This is a genomic window from Halostagnicola bangensis, assembly GCF_054653435.1.
Genome location: NZ_BAAIGG010000003.1, coordinates 100,915 through 122,338, shown reverse-complemented (window position 1 = coordinate 122,338; position 21,424 = coordinate 100,915). Strand labels below are relative to the sequence as shown.

Annotated in this window: 18 protein-coding genes; 10 read left to right on the top strand and 8 right to left on the bottom strand. The window is 58.3% G+C overall.

The genetic code is table 11. The features are described from left to right. Positions 1-139: 139 nt before the first annotated feature. Together ACYQ14_RS18590 and ACYQ14_RS18585 are read right to left on the bottom strand one after the other, a co-directional pair. Positions 140-2,212, bottom strand: a complete 2,073-nt coding sequence (locus tag ACYQ14_RS18590; RefSeq protein WP_459890313.1) for a TRAP transporter permease — start codon at positions 2,210-2,212, stop codon at positions 140-142. Between the two features lie 60 nt (positions 2,213-2,272). Beyond that, positions 2,273-3,322, bottom strand: a complete 1,050-nt coding sequence (locus tag ACYQ14_RS18585) for a TAXI family TRAP transporter solute-binding subunit (RefSeq protein WP_459890311.1) — start codon at positions 3,320-3,322, stop codon at positions 2,273-2,275. A 248-nt stretch (positions 3,323-3,570) separates the two neighbouring features. Here ACYQ14_RS18585 and ACYQ14_RS18580 point away from each other — a divergent pair, with 248 nt between their 5' ends. The 5 genes from ACYQ14_RS18580 (at position 3,571) to ACYQ14_RS18560 (ending at position 6,927) form a co-directional block, all read left to right on the top strand. Next, complete coding sequence (locus ACYQ14_RS18580) at positions 3,571-3,741, top strand: Rieske (2Fe-2S) protein (RefSeq protein ID WP_459890727.1); 171 nt, start codon at positions 3,571-3,573, stop codon at positions 3,739-3,741. A 250-nt stretch (positions 3,742-3,991) separates the two neighbouring features. Continuing rightward, positions 3,992-4,444, top strand: coding sequence for a MaoC family dehydratase (locus ACYQ14_RS18575; RefSeq protein WP_459890309.1), 453 nt, complete (start codon positions 3,992-3,994; stop codon positions 4,442-4,444). 159 nt (positions 4,445-4,603) lie between these two features. After that, on the top strand, positions 4,604-5,203 hold the full coding sequence (locus ACYQ14_RS18570) for a TetR/AcrR family transcriptional regulator (RefSeq protein ID WP_459890307.1): 600 nt from the start codon (positions 4,604-4,606) through the stop codon (positions 5,201-5,203). Further along, entirely contained in the window at positions 5,200-6,690 is a 1,491-nt protein-coding gene (locus ACYQ14_RS18565; RefSeq protein WP_459890305.1) for an MATE family efflux transporter, read from the top strand. Before ACYQ14_RS18570 ends, ACYQ14_RS18565 begins: the two co-directional genes overlap by 4 nt. A 66-nt stretch (positions 6,691-6,756) precedes the next feature. Further along, complete coding sequence (locus tag ACYQ14_RS18560) at positions 6,757-6,927, top strand: hypothetical protein (protein ID WP_459890303.1); 171 nt, start codon at positions 6,757-6,759, stop codon at positions 6,925-6,927. Between the two features lie 157 nt (positions 6,928-7,084). On the opposite strand, the gene ACYQ14_RS18555 is transcribed toward ACYQ14_RS18560, so the two are convergent. The 5 genes from ACYQ14_RS18555 to ACYQ14_RS18535 all read right to left on the bottom strand — a co-directional run bounded on the left by ACYQ14_RS18555 (position 7,085) and on the right by ACYQ14_RS18535 (position 13,071). Then, complete coding sequence (locus tag ACYQ14_RS18555; RefSeq protein WP_459890301.1) at positions 7,085-8,068, bottom strand: ABC transporter permease; 984 nt, start codon at positions 8,066-8,068, stop codon at positions 7,085-7,087. Further along, the gene (locus ACYQ14_RS18550) at positions 8,065-9,132 is read right to left on the bottom strand and encodes an ABC transporter ATP-binding protein (protein ID WP_459890299.1); all 1,068 of its coding nucleotides are present in this window, start codon (positions 9,130-9,132) and stop codon (positions 8,065-8,067) included. Before ACYQ14_RS18550 ends, ACYQ14_RS18555 begins: the two co-directional genes overlap by 4 nt. Beyond that, positions 9,122-10,180 carry an ABC transporter ATP-binding protein gene (locus ACYQ14_RS18545; RefSeq protein WP_459890297.1) on the bottom strand — a complete coding sequence of 353 codons (1,059 nt, stop codon included), beginning with the start codon at positions 10,178-10,180 and terminating at the stop codon, positions 9,122-9,124. The genes ACYQ14_RS18550 and ACYQ14_RS18545 overlap by 11 nt, the downstream gene beginning before the upstream one ends. A gap of 4 nt (positions 10,181-10,184) precedes the next feature. Next, positions 10,185-11,105: an ABC transporter permease gene (locus tag ACYQ14_RS18540; RefSeq protein WP_459890295.1), complete on the bottom strand. Its 921-nt coding sequence runs from the start codon at positions 11,103-11,105 to the stop codon at positions 10,185-10,187. A gap of 202 nt (positions 11,106-11,307) precedes the next feature. Continuing rightward, complete coding sequence (locus ACYQ14_RS18535; protein ID WP_459890293.1) at positions 11,308-13,071, bottom strand: ABC transporter substrate-binding protein; 1,764 nt, start codon at positions 13,069-13,071, stop codon at positions 11,308-11,310. A gap of 1,352 nt (positions 13,072-14,423) precedes the next feature. Here ACYQ14_RS18535 and ACYQ14_RS18530 point away from each other — a divergent pair. Beyond that, positions 14,424-16,100, top strand: a complete 1,677-nt coding sequence (locus tag ACYQ14_RS18530; RefSeq protein WP_459890291.1) for an aldehyde ferredoxin oxidoreductase C-terminal domain-containing protein — start codon at positions 14,424-14,426, stop codon at positions 16,098-16,100. Between the two features lie 80 nt (positions 16,101-16,180). Next, positions 16,181-16,462: a MoaD/ThiS family protein gene (locus ACYQ14_RS18525; RefSeq protein WP_459890289.1), complete on the top strand. Its 282-nt coding sequence runs from the start codon at positions 16,181-16,183 to the stop codon at positions 16,460-16,462. Between the two features lie 38 nt (positions 16,463-16,500). Here ACYQ14_RS18525 and ACYQ14_RS18520 read toward each other — a convergent pair whose 3' ends face one another. Beyond that, entirely contained in the window at positions 16,501-17,424 is a 924-nt protein-coding gene (locus tag ACYQ14_RS18520; RefSeq protein WP_459890287.1) for an NAD(P)/FAD-dependent oxidoreductase, read from the bottom strand. Between the two features lie 230 nt (positions 17,425-17,654). Between ACYQ14_RS18520 and ACYQ14_RS18515 the strand changes: the two genes are divergently transcribed. The 3 genes from ACYQ14_RS18515 to ACYQ14_RS18505 all read left to right on the top strand — a co-directional run bounded on the left by ACYQ14_RS18515 (position 17,655) and on the right by ACYQ14_RS18505 (position 21,313). Next, on the top strand, positions 17,655-19,424 hold the full coding sequence (locus ACYQ14_RS18515; RefSeq protein WP_459890285.1) for a CocE/NonD family hydrolase: 1,770 nt from the start codon (positions 17,655-17,657) through the stop codon (positions 19,422-19,424). A 195-nt stretch (positions 19,425-19,619) separates the two neighbouring features. Then, a complete protein-coding gene (locus tag ACYQ14_RS18510) occupies positions 19,620-20,813 on the top strand; it encodes a thiolase C-terminal domain-containing protein (protein ID WP_459890283.1) in 1,194 nt (397 codons plus the stop codon). Further along, on the top strand, positions 20,810-21,313 hold the full coding sequence (locus tag ACYQ14_RS18505) for a Zn-ribbon domain-containing OB-fold protein (RefSeq protein WP_459890281.1): 504 nt from the start codon (positions 20,810-20,812) through the stop codon (positions 21,311-21,313). Before ACYQ14_RS18510 ends, ACYQ14_RS18505 begins: the two co-directional genes overlap by 4 nt. The last annotated feature ends 111 nt before the right edge of the window (positions 21,314-21,424 follow it).

The window sequence follows — 21,424 nt, the reverse complement described above, 5'->3', positions numbered from 1 at the left end:
TCCGTTTCGTAATATGTTTTCTCCGTACAACTAGTCCGTGTGTGTTCATCATACACATACACTATTACCCTATCAGTGGCTAAAAGCTTTCGTCGGTACTCCGGCGAAAAGGATTCGTAAATCGGGAGAACTAATCCAATTAGTCGGAGCGTGCTATTAGGCCGGAAGTGTCCATCCTCGGTGAGATGAAATAACTCACGGCCATAAACGTCACCAGCATGCTGGCGACCGCAACCTGGTACAGGTACGTATTGAACACTCCAAGGTGAGTACCGAACATACCGAGCAGCGAGAGCCCCAGGAATACGATTCGGTGGATCGCCGAGAGATGGTTTCGGCCGTCGAACGCAAACATGCTCATACAGAGGCCGATGACACAGACGACGGTCGTCAGTAGCAAAAGTATGGTAACCGGGGACTCCCAATAGATCAACGAATCGTTCGCGATGAACACGAACGGGATCAGGAACCCAGGGAAGGCGAGTCGCATCGACTGCTTCGCCGTCTCGAGATACGACGCTTCCGCTAATTTCGCTGCGATGATCGTCGACGGACCAACAGGTGGTGTAAACGATGCGTACAGCGCGAAGTAGAACACGAACATGTGGGCGGTGATATCCCTGATACCGAAGCCAACCATCGCAGTCGCTGCCAGTGACGCGGTGAGGATATACGCCGCCGGTGCCGGCATTCCGAGACCGAACAGCAGGCTAACGATCATCGCTAGAACGAGCAGGAGGAGTAGGTTCCCGCCGGCGAGCCCGACCATGAACGTACTCAAACGCTGTGCGAATCCAGTTTGCGTTAGCACTTCGATGAGAATCCCGATGGATCCGAGTACGGCGATCAGTGCGGCCATGTCGACGGCACCCTGTCGGAGCCCGTTTACCGTTCTGACGGTGGCCTCTTTCGCGCCGTCTCTCCCGTCTTCGACGATCGTTTTGACGAAGAAGACGCCTATCAGTGATAGCACAGTGTAGTAGCCAGCAATTAGCGGGCTGAACCGCAACACTGCGAGAAGATAGATGAGAACAGCGAACGGGATCATATACCAGACGGACTGAACAAAGAGACGATAGTCGACATCGCCCGACGTGTTCGACGTCCAGCCATGCTTGAAAATTAGGAGTTGGACGGCGACGACGATGCTGAAGTAGAACAGGAAGGCCGGAATCAGTCCCGCCTGTACGATCGAGAGGTACGGTACGCCGACGAGGTCGGCCATAATGAACGCAGCGACGCCCATAATCGGGGGAACAAGTTGACCGCCGATCGACGCGACCGTTTCGACTGCGCCAGCATAGGCCTTATCGACGCCCTGCTTTTTCATCATGGGAATCGTGAAGTTCCCGGTCGTTGCAGTGTTCGCAGCACCGCTACCGGTTATCGAGCCGAAACCGAGACTCGCGACGACGGCCACATGGACAATTCCGGTTCGAGTGAGTTTACTGACTTCCTCGCTTACTTCGACGATATAATCGAGAATACCGTAGGACTTTGTGAACCCTGCTAACAGGAGGAATATCGCGACCCAGGTGGCGCCGATCTCGAGGATGAACCCGTAGACGCCGCCGAGACCGATCGCCGCGATTCTGATCATCTGTTCCAAACCGAGACCGCCGTGGTAGAACAGACCCGGGAGATACGGGCCTAAGAAACCAAAGAGGATTCCGATAACGACGACGGCACCCATGATCTTCCCGAAAGCACGCGTCGTGACGTCCGTAACGAGCACAATGACGATCGCACCGACGAGGTAATCCAGTTGGGTATTTCCGGCGATGGGCGCCTCGGTGAGGAGTCGAGAGAAGTGAAACTGAATGTAGAGGGCAGTCGCTAGCGAGAGCGCCGTGAGGGTGAGAAACAATGCCGGTTTTATTTTCTTGTACGACCGACTGACGGCTAACCAGATATGCTTCACCTCGGCGTCGGTCTGTGGAAGGTATCGTTCGATACGGATATATCTGAAAATCGGTACGGCCACATTGTCTTCGTCGATCGCAGCCGAAGCCTCTTCTTCGCTGTAGATCTCTCTAAACTGAAGCATGTAATAGATAGCCATGCTCAGTCCGAGGATGAGATTGGCGTGTTGTGTACGGACCCCGTACAGTGAGAACGCGTAGTAGATGAGGAGCAACGACATGATGACCCCTAGAACCCATATCACGCCGTCTCCGAACCGGTAGAGCGACTTTCGATCAGTCCAATTCATACAGGCTCCTCTCCCGTATTCATAATCATTGTCATATTTTGTATTGTGGGTGGAGTTTCGCTACTCCGATGCGCGCTCAAGGTCGTCGTCCCAGGCTCCGACATCTTCGTAGAAATCGGCCGCGGCCGAGTGGAACGGGTATCCCTCGAAACTGAATCGCGTCCAGTGGTCGTCGTACTGGTGGAACGTCAGGAAGTCGTGGTACGTGCCCATGTCGTCGCGCTGGTCCCACGCCGTTTCCATCATCGTCTTAATCAGGTCACCGTCCGCATCGGCAGGTGCACAGAGGTACGTCGTCTGGACCATTCCCGGGATGGAGTCCGGGGTACTGTCGTACCCTTCTACCAGGTCCGGATCGATGGCGAACGTCGTGAACTCATCGGAAATAGTTTCGAACTGGTCTTCCGCCATTTCGAGGGGATGGACATCAGACGACCCTTGTAGCTGCTGGACCCAACCCGGGGTGATTAGATCGGTCCCTTCCTCTTCATCGGCCGTGGGTGCGTTGTTGGTCGCCGAGAGTCCGATGTCTATTCGTCCCTCTTCGAGGGCAGAACCCATGTCACCGAAGCCGACTGGGGTCTCGTCGAACTCGATGTCGAGTTGCTCCATGATTTCGACAAAGTAGTCCATGACTGCTGTACCGGACGGACCTGCAGAGACGCTGGTATCCGCATCGATATCGTCGTACGAGGTGATGTCATCGTCGTTAGATACCAGAATCCACTCCGTCGTGGCCGTTTTCAGTAGTTGCGTGAGTTCGTAGTCGATGTCGGCATACTCGTCTTCACCACGCTCAATCAGGAGGGCATTGTAATCAGTCAACAACGCGAGATCCATTTCGCCTCGTGCCATGTCACCGACGTTGGCGGCCATCCCGTCGTTGGGACGCACGTCGAGGTATATATCGTCTGTATTTTCGTTCACCGCGGAGCCGAAGCCCTGCATCGATGCGTAGTTCGCCGTCGCTGAGGCGGCGGTACCGATAACCAATTCGTTCTCGCCTCCCCCTTCTCCCAGACAACCGGAAAGCGTTGCGATACCCACTGCACCTGTTGCACCCGTGCCTTTCAGGAAGCTACGCCGATCGATAGTGGTGTCATGTTTCATGTTATCATACCCCTGTATCTGTGCTAATAGCACATCAGCATAAATCTATTGCTTCGTAGGATCGCTAGACAGAGCTTGATTTCGGGGTTTCACTCACCCAGACGATCGGTAGAAACCGAAACACTGCGGTTGAATCTACGGATATCTAACCGTTCGATGAAGATTGTAGACGGCACATTTGAGAACCTGCTCTCGGAATTCGAGATGCCAGCTTCGCGCATGCACGGTATAGTCAGCGTAACTCTTGAATATCCGGCGGTCTCGGCGAGCGGGTCGAGCAAGGCTACTGCGACGAGTGTATCGTCTCCTGTCCGTGGCACGGTTGGTCGTTTACCCTCGAGACCGGCGAACACATCGGAGATGACGGCTACGTGTCGCCGACGTACGATGTCGACATCGTCTACGTGAACACGGAATAACGGGCTCCATTTCTAGTATAGTTCGTTAGGTTCGTGCAACCGAGTATCGATCTCGGTACCGGTACTGATGGCAAGCGGAGAACGGGCTACTCGCGGTGACGACGACCGGTACCGAACGTCGACGCTTGCGACGGTCCGTCGTTTCCCAGTCGAAGTCGGCTAGTTTTTGCAGTATTCGCGGATCGACCGCAAAGGGACGACCCTGAACCACAACAGAACGCTTTTCCACTATTTCCTGCTATGTTCTAGCATGCAGTATTATGACGATATCACAGTCGGTGAAACTCGAGAGTACGGCGACTACCACGTCACGAAGGAGGAAATCATCGAGTTCGCAAAGCAGTACGATCCGCAACCGTTTCACACCGACGAGGAAGCCGCAAAAGACTCGCTCTTCGGCGAACTTGTCGCCTCGGGCTGGCACGTCGCGGCGATCTGTATGCGGTTGAGCGCCGACGGGATGGGCGAGGAGTACGCGACGATCGCCGGTATCGGTGTCGACGAACTCCGGTGGAAAAACCCGGTTACGCCCGACGACACGCTTTCGCTTCGAGTCGAGATCGTCGATAAACAACCGTCCGAAAGCAAGCCCGACCGCGGGCACATAGAAACCCTGCGAGAAGTCACGAACCAGGACGACGATGTTGTGCTCTCGATGATCGGACTGTCGCTGGTCGAGCGAAAACGGGCTGAAAACGACTAACGTCGGGAACCGTCCGGGTCGATTTTGGAGGCGTCGTACGCGCTCGGAAAACGCAACAGATCCTTAAGCCCCTTTATCGAAGTGTACCGGTACTTTTTTGCCTGGCAACCGCTTTATATAACAAAATGACTGACTGGCTGGCCAGTCAAATTGAGCACAATGAACGAAACCACCGACGAACTCATGGATGCGACCTATGCGGCCCTCTGCAAACACGGCTACGCATCGCTTCGGATGCAGGATATCGCGGACGAGTCCTCGAAGAGCAAATCGACTCTGCACTACTATTACGATAGTAAACAGGACCTCCTCTACTCCCTGTTCGATTACCTGCAGCGCTCGTTCGCCGAACGCATCGCAGGGCTGGAGGGAGACACGCCCGACGAACAGCTCGTGGCGCTTATCGAGACGTACCTCGCCCCCCGGAACGAAGAGACCTTTCAGCGCTTCAGGACGGCGTTGCTCGAGATCAAGGCCCAAGGGCCCTACGACGATCGATTTCGCTCCGAACTGGCGGACTTCGATCGACTCCTCCACTACCGGTTTCGGTCGATCCTCGAGAGGGGCCAGGAAGCGGGAACGTTTCGCGATGAGATCGACCCGGACCAGACGGCCGATTTCATCGTGACGGTGCTCAACGGCGTCCAGACTCGCCACGTCGCCGTCGGACATCCCCTCGAACGGACCTGTGAGACGCTCGAGACGTACATTTCGGAACACGTGCTCGTGTCGGATCGGGTGGAGGTTAGCGTCGAGTGACCCTTCGAGAACATCTGAACGCGATATTCAAATCGTCGGATCAACTCAATCTCACATCGGGGGGAATCGCAAAACCGCTGATCTACCTCTCGATTCCGCTGATTATCACGAATCTCCTTCAGGTCACCTACAACCTCGCGGATACGTTCTGGCTCGGCCAGCACAGCACCACCTCGCTGGCGGCGATCAGCTTCGCGTTTCCGATGGTCTTTTTCCTCATCGCGCTCGCGCTCGGCGTTTCGGTTGCCGGGAGCGTGCTCGTCGCCCAGTACACCGGCGCGGGCCAGGAACAACAGGCGGAGTACGCCGCGTCGCAGACGGTGACGTACTCGGTTATCACGTCGGTTATCCTCGGCGCGTTCGGTTACGTGTTTGTCGACGACGTTCTCAGTCTACTCGGCGCATCGCCGGAGGTTGCGCCCCTCGTCGCCGACTACATGCGCGTGTACTCCGTCGGGTTGGTCTCGGTTTTCGGCTTTTTCGTCTTCCTCGCGCTCATGCGCGGATACGGCGATACGGTCACGCCGATGCTCGTGATGTTCGGATCGGTCGTGATCAACATCGTCGTCGACCCCTTTTTCATCTTCGGTTTCGAGAACAACCCGCTATTCGGCTATCTGGGGCTCCGCGGCTTGGAAACTGAACTGTTCGCCCGTACTGGCTACGCAGGGTCGGGAATCGAAGGCGCGGCCATTGCGACCGTTCTCTCGCGAACGCTGGCGTTCGGCGTCGGACTCGTGATCCTGTTTCGGGGAACTCACGGCGTTCAGATCCATCTCGACGAAATGTCGCCGGATTTGGAATATGGCCGCCGACTTATCGATATCGGGATGCCTGCCTCCGTCGAGGGGACGGCTCGAGCGCTTTCAATCAACCTGCTGTTAGTTATCATCGCGGTGTTCCCCGAGACGGTCGTCGCGGCGTTCGGCATCGGAACTCGAGTCTTCTCGGTCATCTTCCTTCCCGCGATCGCATTCTCACAGGGCGTGGAAACGATGACCGGACAAAATATCGGTGCCGGAAAGATCGACCGGGCGGAGCGGACCAATCACTTCGGCGCGAAGGTGATGTTGCTCGTGTTGAGCGGCCTCGGCGTACTCGTTTTCTTCGCCGCCGAGCCGATCGTGTCCGTCTTTACGACCGACCCCGAGGTCGTCGCCGAGGGCGCGTTGTTCCTGCGATACACGGCGTTGACGTTCGGATTCATGGGCGTCATGCGGGCGTACAGCGGCGGATTCCGCGGCGCCGGAAAGACGCTGATCGCGGCCGTTATCTCCATCCTCACGCTCGGCGTCATTCGGTTTCCGCTCGCCTGGATCGGCGCGGAACGCTTCGGTTCGGAGGGTGTGTGGCTCGCGTTCGCCGTCTCGACGGTCATCGGCGGCATCATCGCCTTCTTGTGGTTCGGCCGAGGAACGTGGCGCGACGGAAACGTCACTGACGAGCAGAAGGGACTTGAGGATGAAACCATGGCGGTCGATGACTGAGCGTTCCGTTCCTCAGTGACGGGTTCCGTGTGGTTTCGTTCTACGTTTCCTCGCCGATCAGTTCCAATGGGTGCCGACTGCGCCGTCGCGCCGGTTCCGATACGGTGTCGACGGTCGGACGAACGACTCGAGGCGCTCGGCGTTGCTCAGTGGAATACGGTCGCCGCGATCCATCCCCGACAGCGCCTCCTATGGCCGTATTCGAGCGGCGGTTCGTCGACGCTGGCTCCGTTCTGAACAGCCAGCCGCATCGAGTCCCGGAATCGGCTATTCGAGTTTTGAAACGCCGTGTAGAATACTCGAGTATACTCCTCTCTCGAGCGGGTGCTTGTTCGTTTCAGTCGTCGTCCAGCGTGAACGTCTCGGCACCGAAAAAGGGTCGAAGATGTCCGATTTAGTCTTCGATCGTGATCCGCGGATCGATCACTGTGTAGAAGATATCGACGATAAGGTTGCCGAAGATGATCCAGATCGCGACGATGATGAAGAGGAATTGGATTACTGGCGTATCCCGCGAGAGGACGGAGTCGAACAGGAGCGTTCCGATACCCGGCCAGTTGAAGACGGTTTCGATGAGGACGAGTCCGCTGATCGCGGTCGCCGTCTGTGCCGGCAAAAGCGTGATAACCGGGAGCGAGGAGTGCTTCATGAGGTGTTTGAATCGAGTTTTACTCGGCAGTCCCGCGATGCGCTGGAAATACGTGTACTCCTGTCCTTTGACGTCGATGACGCTCCCGCGCATGATCAGCGCCGGATAGTACAGGAACGTCAGCACGATCGTCGTGAACGGAAGCACGTAGTGACTCCAGAAGTCGGTCGTGAGGTAGATCTCGTAGTGCGACTCGACCTCGGCGTACGTCTCGTACCCCGCCATACCGCCGACGGGGAACCACCCTAACGCCGAGGAGAATATGAGCAAGAGTAGGATGCCGATGAAGAAGTTCGGGGTCGTTCCGGCGAGCGTCGGCGGGAGGATCCCGTATCGCTCGAAGGCCGTTCCCGACTTCGTTCCCAGCAATGCGCCGTAGATCGAACCGATGGTGAACGCGACGATGATCGCGGGGATAACCAGGATCAGCGAGTTCATCAGCGGGGCGCGAACGTAGCTCAAGACCGGCTCGTTCGAGACGTGGGAGGTACCGGGGTCTCCCGTTACCATATTTGCCATGTAATGGTAGTATTGCATGTACAGCGGCTCGTTCAGCCCCCACGATTCTCGAATCTCTTCTAATTCGCTGGACGACGCACCGCCGCCGGCCAACGTCGTCGCGTAGTCCCCCGGCATGAGCCGGAACGCGATGAACAGGAAGGACACGACACCGAATATCAAAAGCACCGTCACGAAGAGTCGACGGATGTAGTACTGGATCTTACTCATGACTCCGACACCCCCGTTTTGTTGATTCCGATCGGAGAATTATCGACGGGTTGCTCGTCGTACAGGTGACAGGCGACCTGATGGTTGGTCTCTTCTTCGTGGACTTCGAACGCCGGTTGCTGATCGCAAACGTCCATTTGCTCCGGACAGCGATCCTTGAACCGACACCCGCTCGGCAGGTTTTGTGGATCGCCCGGCGTTCCGTCGAGTTCGGTCCAGCTTCGATCGTGGAACGGATCGGGAATCGGTATCGCGTTGATCAGCGCCTGCGTATACGGGTGCTTCGGATCGGAAAGGATCTTCCGCGTCGGCGCGCTTTCGACGATCCGCCCAAGGTACATGACGTTTACCTTGTCACAGACGTACGACACCGTCGATAAGTCGTGAGAGACGTAAAACATCGCGACGTCGTACTTCTCGGTGAGATCGCTCAAGAGCTTCAGGATCGACGCCTGGGTTGAAACGTCGAGCATCGACACCGGCTCGTCGGCGAGCACGACATCCGGCTCGAGAATCAACGCTCGAGCGATCGAGACGCGTTGTTTTTCGCCCCCGGACAGCTGCGATTCGCGGCGATCGATGTACTCTTCGGCCGGCGTGAGCCGAACCGTCTCGAGCATATCGAGCAGTTCCTCCTCGTCGGTCTCGATGCCGTGTATCTTGAACGGTTCTTTGAGCGTTTCTCGAACGGTAAAATGGGGATTCATCGTGTTAAACGGATCCTGAAAGATTACCTGTATGTTCCGACGAAGTTCCTTCCAGTCCGCTTTGCTGAACTCCGATATCGGCTGTCCTCTGTACAGGATTTCGCCCGCCGTCGGCTCGTGTTCCCCCATAAGCGTCAACAGGAGCGTCGACTTCCCGCATCCGCTCTCTCCGATGATACCGTGGACCTGGTTCTCCGCTAACTCAAGGTCGACGCCGTCGACGGCACGAACCGGCTCTTGAGCGCCCCCTCCGAAGAACGTTTGGCGCAGAGTTTCCGCGATATTCGTCGACTGTTCGAAGTGCTTTTCGACGTTTCGAAGTTCCAGTATCGGCTCGGTCTCGTTGTTAGTCGTCATCTTCGTATCCCTCGTTTTCGATAGCGTTCGCCTGTGGTCTCCCGGTCGTGTTCAGATGCTCGCTCGCTAGCGATTCCATCTCATCGCTTCGGAAACACGAAACACCGTGGCTGTCGTTCCCGTTTAATGATTCGATCGGCGGGAGCGATTCTTGGCATTCGTGTTCGGCCCACGGACACCTGCTCGCGAACGTACAGTAGTCGACCTCCTCGCGTAATGCCGGCGGGCTCCCCTCGATAACCTCGAGTTCGCGGTCGGGGTGTCGAGCGTCGGGGAACGACTGTTGTAAGAGTATCGTGTAGGGATGTCTCGGCGTGGAGAATATCTCCTTCGTGGTTCCTTTCTCCGCAATCTGGCCCCCGTGCATCACCGCCATCGAATCGCAGGTTTCGAAGACGACCGCGATGTCGTGTGTGATGAGAAGCAACGCGAGGTCCCGCTCGTTTCGCAGTCCGTCGATGTGCTTGAGGAACTGATCCTGCATGATCACGTCCAGCGCCGTCGTTGGCTCGTCGGCGATGATCAGAGACGGATTCAACAGCAGCGACATCGCGATTATCGCGCGCTGTTTCATCCCGCCTGAGAACTGGTGTGGGTAGTCGGTGACTCTCGACCCCGGAAGACCGACGATATCGAACAGTTCCTTGAGCCGATCCACCGACTTTTCGGCCGACCAGTCGGTGTGGACGTTCGCGATTTCGATCGCTTGGTCGCTCAGCTTTGCGAGCGGGTTGAGGCTGTTCATCGCCGCCTGTGGAATCACTGAGATCTCTTTCCAGCGGATTTCCTCGTTGTACTCTTTTTCGGAGAGATCTTGGATTTCCCGGCCCTTGTATCGAATCGTTCCCGCGGAGATCTCCCCGTTCGAATCGAGCCCCTTAATGACCGATTTTGCGAGCGTACTCTTTCCACAGCCGCTTTCGCCCACGAGTCCGAAGTACTCGTTCGCACCGATCTCGAACGACGCATTGGTTACGGCGTGGACGTCTTCGCTATCCATCCGATACGTGATGTCTACGTTTTCGACTTCGAGTAGTGGTTCTGTCATTGTCTTAGGAAACCTGGTTAACTTGCTCTTCGTTTACTCGCTCGTAGCTCCGTCCGAGAAGGAAAATTGCGAGCACCGTAAAGGAAATCATCGCTCCCGGCGGAATCGACCACCACCACGCCTCGGTCATGCTCCCGGATGAGTACGCGTTTCGGAGCATCACACCCCACGATGGAACGTACGGATCCATGAAGCCCAGGAACGCGAGACCGGCACTGATTAGAATGGTTATCCCGGTTCCGAGAGCCAAGAAAAGCACCACCATCCCCATCATATTCGGCAGAATGTGGCGCGTGATAACGTATCGATCGCTCGCGCCCAGCATCTTTGCGGCCTTGATGTGTTCGCGCTCTTTGATCTGTAATACCTGCGATCGGAACACGCGAGCGTTCCCCCGCCACAGTAATAACCCGATGATGAGGACTGAACTCCAGAACCCCATTCCGAAGTAGGCGACGAGCACGATCGCGGTCGGGATGATCGGAATACCGTACGCGAAGTCAGTTAATCGCATGAGTAAGCTATCGACTCGTCCACCGTAGTATCCCGACACCATCCCAACGGTGAGCCCGATACCGACGATAATCAGCCCGCCGACCAGGCCCGTGAGCAGGGTCGAGCTTGCACCGAAAAGTAATCGGGAGAAAACGTCCTCTCCGGACGTAGTCGTACCGAGCGGGTGTGCCATCGACGGTGATTCTAGTCTGGCGATTTCTCCGTCCGGAGTGCGATGGACCGTCGTGTGTTCGTACGGCATCAAGAATTGATCGAATACGCTGATGAATACGAGCATCGCCAGAAAGACGATACAGGCTATCGTTATCCGATCTGAAAGGTACTTTGAAAGTCCATCCCTGAAGCTTTCTACAAAGTCGTTCTCCAGTAATGAATTGAGGCGGGCTTCTACGTCAGTGGATTCACTCATGTTGAGCCAATTGTTAAAATGTCACACAGCGAAACTACATAAACGTTTCCCTCAAACGTCGATATCATTATCTATATGAAAATTGATACTGACCCCGTTTTGGCCCCCGTGCTAGTACCGAACCCAATTGACCCGTCCGCTTCTTCGTGTTGCCGTGTTTCGGGGGTTTGTTGAAGGATCTACAAAATTTGTGCCAAACAAGTTACTCGAGACACGAGTATTCGTCGGGATGATCGGCCGGTTCGTCACCCTGCGGCCAGCGCGGGTCCGTGTCGATGTCGTCTGGATACACTAACCGGTCATCATCGTCCCAGGTCCAACCCGCTTCTTCAAGGATTTCTCGCGCTCGTTCGGTGTCTCCGCTCGGCGACTGAGCGATCTGGGTTAGCCCTTCCGCGTCATCGGGGTAGAACGGATGTTGCTCTCCCCACGGGGCCGAGTGCAAGTGTATCTCACCGTTGCCTCTCGACAGGAGCTCCCTGAGATACTCCCGGTCGATGGCTTCCGAGAGCGCGAGACGGAACTCTCTGAACTGTGTCACCGGGAAGCTGTGTTGTGGTGTCAGCTCCCAATCGCCGAACCCTGGCACCCCGTCGATCTCGATGGAATCGTCGTCTTCGATATTTGCCACGAGGTCGCTCCCGAGACTGAATATTGCGTCGAGGTCGCCGTCTTCTAACTCTCGAACGGCACCGGTCTGATCTTCGAACGATCGCATGACCAGTTCGCCCTCGGTATCGATCCAGTGGTCGTCGTACGGCTCGAGGTGCAAGATTTCGTCTCGCTGCCAGTTGACCACCTGGTACGCGCCGGAGCCGACGATCGGGTCCAGGTCGACGTTGTCCGGGTTCTCTTCTGCTCCGCCGTCCAGCCAGACGTCTTTTGGCACGATACCCCACGTCGTCGCCGTTCCGCGAAGGAAGGGGGCGTGCGGTTCGACGAAGTTGAACTCGACGGTGTGATCGTCGATGATGTCGATCGATTCGTAGGGGACTTCGCTGGCTTCCTGGAAGTGAGCCGTGTTCTCGTTGACGAACTCGAATGTCCACTGGACGTCCTCGGCGGTGATGGGATCGCCGTTGTGGAACGTGGCATCCTCGCGGAGATCGAACGTGAACGTAGTCGCGTCGTCCTCGATCTCCCAATCCGTCGCGAGGAAGGGCTGGAGCTCGTTGTTCTTGTCGAAGTACACCAGCGGCGAGTAGACGACGGTCCCCCAGACCGTCGTCGGTGTGTTCACCATGTAAGTGGACGACTGCATCGCCGTACTCGTCAGGTTCGTCTGGATCGTGTCGCCGTCTGCAGGGCTCATCTCCATGAAGAGGTCCGTATTTCGATCGGCAACCCCCTGGTCGCCGGTATCGTCGGGAATGTCCACCCCGTCCGGCCGGTATGCAGATTGAACGTACATCGAGAAGAGATTGATCGTGCCGATATCCTCCGAAAAGGTGCTCACTGCATCTTGGATCATCGATTCGCGCTCGTCAGGATCCGAGATGGTGACTTGCTCGTTGACGAGATCTGTGTATTCGCAGCTTGCGTACTGGCTTACGTTTCCTAACCCGTTTGCGCCCGCCCGCTGGGCCTGGAACTGTCGAAGGACATTGTGCGGCTCGAGAAACTGCGGCATGTCCGGGGTGACGTCGAGGTGGAGGTGCCGGGACCGATCGTCGCTGTAGATCTCGTCCCACATGGTGTTTATCTCTTTCGTCGAGACATTTGCCGGGACCCCTAGCTCGTCCTCGAGCACCTCGGCGAGGTGAAGGTGGGCTTGTTCGATCGAGGATTCACCCGTAACGCCTGTCATCGAATCGATTTGCAACGTAGGCACCGGTTCACCCGGTTCGTGTTCTTCGGTACTTCCCCCCAAGCACCCTGCCAGAGCCGCCCCAGCCGCCGCCGAAAGCGCCCCCAGGTATGTTCGTCTATCGGTACTCCACTCGTGAGTCGTGTCTTTGTCACTCATTATAATCCACTTGCCCTCCGCGTAGGACCCTTGTCATTTGTGCGTGTGTGGCACACCCATGTGTTATTCGTCACTATATATATAAGTTGCTCATTGCGTGATGAAACGTGACAAACGTGTTCCGTAAGAGTTGCCGTCACAGCACCGGGTCAAGCCGGAGAAATCGCTGTTCTATCGCGAGGAATGGGTCGAATCGTACTCTCGTTGATCGCCGTTCTTGTGATAGGTCGTCCAAATCGGTGGGAATCCGTCCGTCCGGAGTTCAAATCCCCGTTCGTCGCAGTAATCGTGTTCGTGAGTGCGTTTCGATTGCTAGTACTCGACGACACCTCTCATTCTGTCCATCACTGCTAGTATTCGGCGACACCTCTCATTTCGCCAATCACTGCTAGTATTCGGTGACACTCTCGTTCCGCCTATCACTGATTTGGTACTGTCAAATTGATGTGGCCCGTTCAGTCCCACGGACGGTAACGTACATTAACCGGTTGAATCCTTTCTAAAAGCGGATTTGCTACACTCGGTCAGCGGCGGGGTGCGTGATTTCTCGATCCGCGTTACCATACTACGTGATATTTCATCAGGCCACTAGAGAAGACGTAGAATGCGCCATAACGTTCGTTATAATTGCAGTTCTTCAACTCGAACTCCGCTTTCACTTCGTCTTCAAAGACACCGCTCGACGATATAATTACAACCGTATGTGTGTATAAAATGGTTCCTCTCAGGACGCTTCTTTTTGACGCTGACAAAATCGGATTGTACTAACGCCGATGGAACGGTCCGTTCTCGGGAGTACTCGGACCGACGACCGGTCCCAACGTCCCTCCGCTTCGGGGAGCATCTCCGTTTACCAGTTCCGTCACCCGGTAGCGGATTCGATTACGGTGCTCTTCCGGTGTGTCGTTTCGCGATCCAATTGCGCTCCCGGAAAGTGAGCGATCCCGGTTGTTCGTCTCTTCTGGATGTGGTGATCACGGGCGACAATACTTCCACCGGCGCTCTTGAACGAACGCCTTCCTCCTCGAGCTATCGTCGGCACCGTTCTTCCTCTTCTATCATGGTGGTTGTTCACACTTCAGTTTGAGAGGTTCAAAGAACGTGCGGTCTTTATTATTGTCTCGAGCATTGTGGATACGCGTGTAAACGCCATTGTGATACCGTGTCGCCTTCCGTCGAGAGACAGAGTACCGGCTTCGAGGCGGGCCGCCGATGTTCGGACCGGCAATTCGATGTTCGAACCGCCGATCGTCCGTTTCCGCGACCGAGTTGCGGGAGCGACGAAGTCTCGTGGCGCGAACGAGGTTCAGTTCCCCTTCACACTTATAGTCTTGCACTGATAATGATGGAGTATGATTCACGCTACAGGTCCGCTGTTGAGTTTGGATGTCAGTGAACGAACGGCAACAGAAACGAATATCGACTCGCTGCTCGAGACGCACGTCGGCGGCCGCGCCGCGGCGACTGCGCTCGCCCACGAGCGGATCCCCTTCGACGCAGATCCGTTCGGTCCGAAAAACAGGGCGTATCTGTCGACCGGTCCGCTCCAACAGTCGCAGATGTCTTTTACGGGTCGGATGAATATGACCGGCCTCTCGCCGTTGACCGACGGACTGGTTTCGAGCAACGCGGGCGGGTATCTCTCCCGCAACTTCGTCAGTACGGGCATCAGTGTCCTCGAGGTGACGGGCGAGAGCGACGAACTACTCGCGATTCACGTGACCGACGACAGCGTCACGTTCGAAGAAGTGCCGGAACTCGAGGGGGCGACCGTTCCCGAGGTTTCGGAGTACGTCGAAACCAACCACGACCTCGGACCCGAACACTGTATTACAATTGGACCGGCCGGCGAGAACCTCGTTCGATTCGCCTCGGTGATGACGTTCGACTCCCGGACGTTCGGCCGCGGCGGGCTCGGCGCGATACTCGGCTCGAAAAACGTCAAGTGCGTCACCTTTTCGGGAGATGTCGAGCCGCCGATCGAGATTCCGGACCCGCCGGAGACGGACGTCCATCGCGAGGCCGCACAGTCGGACGATCCGATGCGCCGACAGGGAACCGCTGGCGGAACGGAGTTTATCAACGACAACTTCTCGCTCCCGACGCGGTACTTCGAGGAGTACGAATTCGAGCACGCGGCGGATATCGGCGGGAACGCCGTCGAAGAGAAAAAGTACAAGAAGGGGGCGTGCTCGGCGTGTGCGTACGCCTGTAAACTCCCGACGCGCGACGAAGAGACCGGCCTCGAGACGGAGGGGCCGGAGTTCGAAACGATCTACGCGTTCGGTTCGAGTCAGGGCGTCGACGACATCGTCGACGTCATGAAGGGGAACGAACTATGCGATTCACTTGGGATGGACACCGTCTCCGCTGGCGTGACGGTCGCTGCGTATCTGGCGAGCGAAGACGAGTTCGGAAACGCCGCCCTGGCACAGGAGGTAACGGAGAAGATCGCTTATCGCGAGGGCATCGGAGACTCCCTTGCGGAAGGCGTTGCGCGCTGTCACGATGAACTGGGCGTCGAAGACTTCACGGTCAAGGGGATGGAGTTCGCCGCCCACGACGGCCGCGTCCTTCACGGACAGGGGCTCTCTTATGCCGTCGCGAACCGCGGTGCCGATCACATGTACGCCGGTATGTTGTCGCTCGAGTACAGCGGCCAGATCGACCCGGAGGGGACGCTCGGAAAAGCGGAGACGCTCGTTCGAGAGGAAAACTCGGCCGCGTTCCGGGATACCGGGATCGTTTGTGCCTTCGGAAGCGAGTACGTCACCGAAGAGCGTCTCGAGACGCTGTTCGACGCGCCCTACGAGGAACTCCTCGAGATCGGGGCCCGAACCGTCGAACTCGAGCGCCACTTCAACAACCGTCGCGGCATCGATCGCTCGGACGACGAACTCCCCTACGAAATCCCGGATCTCGAGGCGGCGATCGCGGAGTACTACGACGCTCGCGGGCTGAACGACGACGGCACCGTCCCCGACTCGACGGTCGAAACCGCCGCCTCCAGCGCCGTCCCGACGAACTGATCGTCGAGGACGGGCGCGAATCCGATTTTCGGCGTTTCGTTCGCAGAAAGATCTAATAGCGTCATCTTCGAAGTCGACGTATGAACGTGGAAGTTCGGGCCTTCGGACCGGTTCGCGAGGCCATTGGCACGAAATCCTACGACTGTACGCTCGAGTCGGACGCGACCGTCGGCGACCTGTTAGCGACGTTACGTTCGGAGTTCGACGGCGCGCGAGCCGTCCTCGACGGTCGATCCGAGAGCGGTGAGCTATCCGCGATCGTCACCGTCAACAAACAAAGCGTCCGGACGCTCGAGGGGGACGACACGGCGTTGTCCGACGGTGATGTCGTGCGTCTCTCGCCGCCTATTCACGGCGGGTGAAAATCGGTATTCGACAGTCGCACGGCGACCCCGCTCCGTTATGAGCTCGAGTCCGTCTCGACGTGCGATCGCGCCGCCCGGACGGCGGTAACGCCGTCACCAACCGCGGCGACGACTTCCAGCGGGCTATCCCTTCGCACGTCCCCGGCCGCGTAAATGCCTTCGACGGACGTCTCCATACCCGGGCCGACGATCACGCTGCCGTCGTCGTCGAGCTCGACGGTCTCATCGAGGAACGACGTGTTCGGAACTGCGCCGACGTTGACGTTCAATCCGCCCACCGGCTCGGTTCGCGTCTCGTCGGTTTCGTGATCTCGCAGTCGGATCGAGCTGACGACGCCGTCTTCGCCCCGTATCTCCGTCACCGACGTCCCGGTCAGAACCTCAAGCTGTTCGTTCGCTCGAGCGTCCGCCGCGAGTGACTCGTCGGCGGTCAGCGCTTCCGCCGCTTCGACCAAAAGCACCTCCGAGGCGTGGTTCGTCAGGAACAGCGCGTCGATAACGGCGTGATTTCGGCCGCCGACGACGGCGATTCGCTTGTCGGCGTAGAGCGGCCCGTCGCAGGTCGCACAGTCGAACACGCCTCGTCCCCAGTAGTCCGATTCCCCGGCGACCTCGAGTCGCTCCGGACTGCTTCCGGTCGCGATGACGACCGCCGCGGCCTGAAACTGTCCGTGTTCCGTGTGAAGTTCGTGGGGCCGTCCGGGATCGATGCGTTCGACGGCGTCCATCTCGACATCGGGTTCGTATGATTCGGCGGTGTTGACGAGCCGAGATCGAAGCTCCGTTCCGGCTATCCCGTCCGGGAATCCCGGGTAGGACCGAATCTCGTGTCGATTTACGAGCTCCCCGCCGATCGATTCGTCCTCGAAGAACAACACCTCGTATCCTCTGCGTCCCGCGTAAGCGCCCGCGCTGAGCCCGGCCGGTCCGGTGCCGATAATCGCGATATCGTAAACCATTGTCTAGCGGTAGTTGCTATCTACCCGGTAAAAAACGTTCCCCCTGGCTTCGGGGGTCAACCGAGTTTTGTGAGCGTCGAGTTATGATCGCCGATTGTCCTCTTGTGATCCCCCATTCCCGTATTGTAATCGCCGTGCTGTCGCGCCATCGCCTCGGCCACAGCCTGTCCACTTTTCTCTGACACAATTTCTTAAGTGTGTGGTCCGCAATGTGGAACTCGAGAAGGCCAATGACAGAAGATACCACTCGAGGAGGCGACAGCGAACCAACCAAGTACGCCGATACGAACCGAGCGACGCGGTGTGACGGCGGCCGCACCGCGGCGACGGAATCACGCGACGTGTGGGAATCGCCGGTCGAAGGAGTTGCGACCGGAATTAGCAAGGAGACCGACGTTCCGATCCCGATGCGCGACGGTTTGGAGTTGGCCGGCAACGTGTACCGGCCCGAAGAGCCCGGTGAGGAGTTCGGCGAGGTCCCCGGCGAGTACCCGGTGATCATGGAGTTTACCGGCTGGGGGAAAGACATCTACTGGGGACAAGCCCAAGAGCTGTTCGGCGAGCGATGGCCGGGAACGGGAGTCGGCTACGAACCGTGGAGCCCGCCGGTCGCACATTCGTGTACGTTCGAATCGGAGAATCCCAACTTCTGGGTCCCGCACGGATACGTCAACATCGTCGTCGACGGCCGAGGGTTCGGCCGCTCGCCGGGGGAGTTTACGGGATTCGAAGCGTGGGGTCGAGACATGTACGACGCGATCGAGTGGGCGGCGCGCCAACCGTGGAGCAACGGAAAGGTCGGCATGAGCGGCGTTTCGATCCTCTCGATCCTCCAGTACTACGCGGCCGAGGCGAACCCACCCCACCTCGAGGCGATCTGTCCCTGGCAAGGCGCCCCGGACGATCTGTACAGACACGGAGGTATCGGGCCCGTGACGTCGCCGACGTCGACCGATGACTTTCCCGTTCCGAACGATCCCGCCTGGCCCGCGCCGGACGAGACGAACCCGCCGACGCCCGATCCCAGATCCGAGGACGAGCTATTTGCAGAAATCACCCAACCCGCCCTCATCTGCGGCTCCTGGTCGAGTCATGGCCTCTTTAGCCGGGGCGATTTCAGGGCGTTTCGAAACATCGATTCCGAGCACAAGTGGCTCTACAATCACGGCCGGGAGAAGTGGGCAACGTTCTACGAAACGGAGGCCCAGGCCTTCCGAAAGCGGTTCTTCGATCACTTCTTGAAGGGAAACGATTCGAGAATTTTAGACGAGAAGCCGGTCAGGGCTGAAGTTCGCGACTCGCTTCGGAGTTGGTCCGTTCGGACGGCGGACGACTTCCCGCTGCCCGAGACGCAATATCGGACGCTGCATCTCGATGCGACCGACCGATCGCTGACCGACCGAGGAACTCCCAACCGGGCGAGCGCGGTCAGCTACGACGCGACGACGACCGACAGTGTCGCGTTCGAGCACACGTTCGAGGAAGAGACCGCGCTGGTCGGGTATCAGGGGTTGAAGCTGTGGGTTGCTCCCGAAGACGCCGCGGACGCCGACCTCTTCGTTACCGTCCGGAAGCTCGATCGGGACGGCGACGAAGTAAAATTCCACGGGTACTCCGCGCCGCTGGCGCATCCGGTCGCGCTCGGCTTCCTTCGACTGTCACACCGGACCCTGAACGCGGCGAAATCGACTCGGTGGGAACCGTTCCTCGAGCGAGACGCGGATCCCGAGCCGGTCGATCCGGGCGACCCCGTGGCGTGTCAGATCCCGATCCGGCCGTCGGGAACCCGTTACCGGGAGGGGGAGACGTTGCAAGTCGAAGTTTCCGGAACGCTGTTCGGACATGAGGATATGACGGAGACCTACCCCGCCAGGAAGCGAGGGGAAACGGCGCTCGGACTCGAAACGATCAACGAAGGGGAGCACACGATTCACACCGGTGGAGAGTACGATTCCCGGCTCGTGATACCCGAGGTGCCGCCGGAGCCACCAACTCGATGACGGGGAAAGCGACGAGAAAGCCGAGACGCGAATCGCGTGAGGGTGTGTAGCGCAAACACTAATAACGGTCCCCCCGAATTTCTGGATGATGCTGAATTACAGTAGCGTCCACGCAATTTTCCTACCCGCGGGTACCCACGCACTATCGGAATCCGACGTGTGGTCAGCGCGCGAGAACGGCGGAGGGAGGAACCGATGACCCAGACCGCGGCAATCGTCGGCGGCGGCCACACTCGCTGGGGCGACCGACAGGCGACGTGGAAGGACCTCGCCCAGGAGGCCGGGAAAGCGGCCTTCGACGACGTTCCCGGTATCACGCCGGACGACGTCGAGGGGCTGTTCGTCGGCGCGGTCCAGCCCGAACGGTTCGCCTTCCAATCGCACGTCGCACCGCTCGTCGCGGAACTGCTCGGCGTCGACGTCGACTCGATGATCGCCCGAACGGAACTCGCCTGCGCGAGCGGACAGGCCGCGCTCCGGTACGCCTGGCTCGCTATCGCCGCCGGGCAACTGGACGTCGCGCTCGTCGTCGGCGTCGAAAAGATGAACCTCCCGGACGACCGCACAGAGGAGATGCAATCGAGCATGACGAACGTCGTCGACAGGGAGTTCGACGGCGTCAACGGACTCAACGCGCCGTCGTACTTTTCGCTCATCGCCCAGCGACACATGCACGAGTACGGCACGACTCGAGAACAGCTCGCGGCGGTAAGCGAGAAAAACAAAACCCACGCGGCGAACAATCCCTACGCGCAGTTTCAGAAGGCGGTCGATGTCGATGACGTGCTCGAGTCCTATCCGATCGCACCGCCGCTCAATCTGCTCGACTGCAGCGGGATCACGGACGGCGCGGCGGCGCTCTTGCTCGTGAGTGAACAGAAGGCCCGCGAACTCACGGATACGGCCGCGTACGTGACGGGAAGCGGACAATCGTGCATGGCGAGTAATTCGATCAACAACCTCCCGTCGCTGTCGGCGTGGCCGCAGGCGACCGTCGCAGCCGAAAAGGCGTACGAACAGGCGGGTATCGAGGACCCCGTAGACGAACTCGACGTCGCCGAGATACACGATTGTTTCTCCATCAGCGAGATCATCGAGTACGAGGATCTCGGATGGGTCGAAAAAGGCGAGGGTGGGCGCTTTATCGAGGAGGGTCGAAGCGCCCTCGACGGCGACATCGCCGTCAACCCTCGCGGCGGCCTCCTCGGCTGTGGCCACCCGCTCGGTGCGACCGGCATTTCGCAGGCGTTGGAAATCTACCGCCAGTTCACCGGCGATGTCCCGTCCGAAAGGCAGGTCCCGGACAGTCCAGAGACTGGCCTCATTCACAATCTCAGCGGCAGCGCGTCGGTTCACAGCGTCATGACGCTCGCGAGGGATCCACAATGACCGACGATCCGACGCCGCCGCGGGACACCGTTAGCGTCCCGGAGCGGATCGACTTTCCGCGATTGCTCGATTTCTACAACCTCCAGTCCGAGGAGGAGACGCGCATTCACGAGTTCTACGACCGACTTCAAGAGGGGTCCTTGTCGACGACACGGTGTGAAGACTGCGACGCGCTCCACTTCCCGCCGCGCGTCGTCTGCCCGGAGTGTACCAGTGATGACCTCTCTTACGAGTCGCTCCCACACGACGGAACGCTGTTCGCGTTCTCCGTCGTCCGCGGAAGTGCGCCGATCGGCATGACGGACGATGTCCCGTTCGTTATGGGTATCGTCGATCTCGAGGGCGTCGACGTTCGGCTCTCGGCTCGTATCGACGGAGCCGCATACGACGACCTTTCGATCGGCGATCGGGTGACGCTAAAAATCGTGGATATCGACGGTCCGCGCGACGAGGACCGCGTGTTTTATCGGTTCGAACCCGTCGGACACGAACCGGAGTAACGACGGTCGATACGTCGTCGCGATTCGTGTGATCGATGTCGGCGCGGCCGTTCTCCTTTTTCCGACGTTTCGACTGGGAGGCGTGATTGTCGGACGGGCATCGAGCCTATG

What these genes read in the sequence shown, in the direction of transcription:
- ACYQ14_RS18530 (WP_459890291.1), top strand. Translation starts at nt 14,424, where the DNA reads ATGATTCACGCTACAGGTCCGCTGTTGAGTTTGGATGTCAGTGAACGA.
- ACYQ14_RS18505 (WP_459890281.1), top strand. Translation starts at nt 20,810, where the DNA reads ATGACCGACGATCCGACGCCGCCGCGGGACACCGTTAGCGTCCCGGAG.
- ACYQ14_RS18545 (WP_459890297.1), bottom strand. Translation starts at nt 10,180, where the DNA reads ATGACAGAACCACTACTCGAAGTCGAAAACGTAGACATCACGTATCGG.
- ACYQ14_RS18535 (WP_459890293.1), bottom strand. Translation starts at nt 13,071, where the DNA reads ATGAGTGACAAAGACACGACTCACGAGTGGAGTACCGATAGACGAACA.
- ACYQ14_RS18560 (WP_459890303.1), top strand. Translation starts at nt 6,757, where the DNA reads ATGGGTGCCGACTGCGCCGTCGCGCCGGTTCCGATACGGTGTCGACGG.
- ACYQ14_RS18555 (WP_459890301.1), bottom strand. Translation starts at nt 8,068, where the DNA reads ATGAGTAAGATCCAGTACTACATCCGTCGACTCTTCGTGACGGTGCTT.
- ACYQ14_RS18510 (WP_459890283.1), top strand. Translation starts at nt 19,620, where the DNA reads ATGACCCAGACCGCGGCAATCGTCGGCGGCGGCCACACTCGCTGGGGC.
- ACYQ14_RS18585 (WP_459890311.1), bottom strand. Translation starts at nt 3,322, where the DNA reads ATGAAACATGACACCACTATCGATCGGCGTAGCTTCCTGAAAGGCACG.
- ACYQ14_RS18525 (WP_459890289.1), top strand. Translation starts at nt 16,181, where the DNA reads ATGAACGTGGAAGTTCGGGCCTTCGGACCGGTTCGCGAGGCCATTGGC.
- ACYQ14_RS18515 (WP_459890285.1), top strand. Translation starts at nt 17,655, where the DNA reads ATGACAGAAGATACCACTCGAGGAGGCGACAGCGAACCAACCAAGTAC.
- ACYQ14_RS18570 (WP_459890307.1), top strand. Translation starts at nt 4,604, where the DNA reads ATGAACGAAACCACCGACGAACTCATGGATGCGACCTATGCGGCCCTC.
- ACYQ14_RS18590 (WP_459890313.1), bottom strand. Translation starts at nt 2,212, where the DNA reads ATGAATTGGACTGATCGAAAGTCGCTCTACCGGTTCGGAGACGGCGTG.
- ACYQ14_RS18520 (WP_459890287.1), bottom strand. Translation starts at nt 17,424, where the DNA reads ATGGTTTACGATATCGCGATTATCGGCACCGGACCGGCCGGGCTCAGC.
- ACYQ14_RS18540 (WP_459890295.1), bottom strand. Translation starts at nt 11,105, where the DNA reads ATGAGTGAATCCACTGACGTAGAAGCCCGCCTCAATTCATTACTGGAG.
- ACYQ14_RS18575 (WP_459890309.1), top strand. Translation starts at nt 3,992, where the DNA reads ATGCAGTATTATGACGATATCACAGTCGGTGAAACTCGAGAGTACGGC.
- ACYQ14_RS18550 (WP_459890299.1), bottom strand. Translation starts at nt 9,132, where the DNA reads ATGACGACTAACAACGAGACCGAGCCGATACTGGAACTTCGAAACGTC.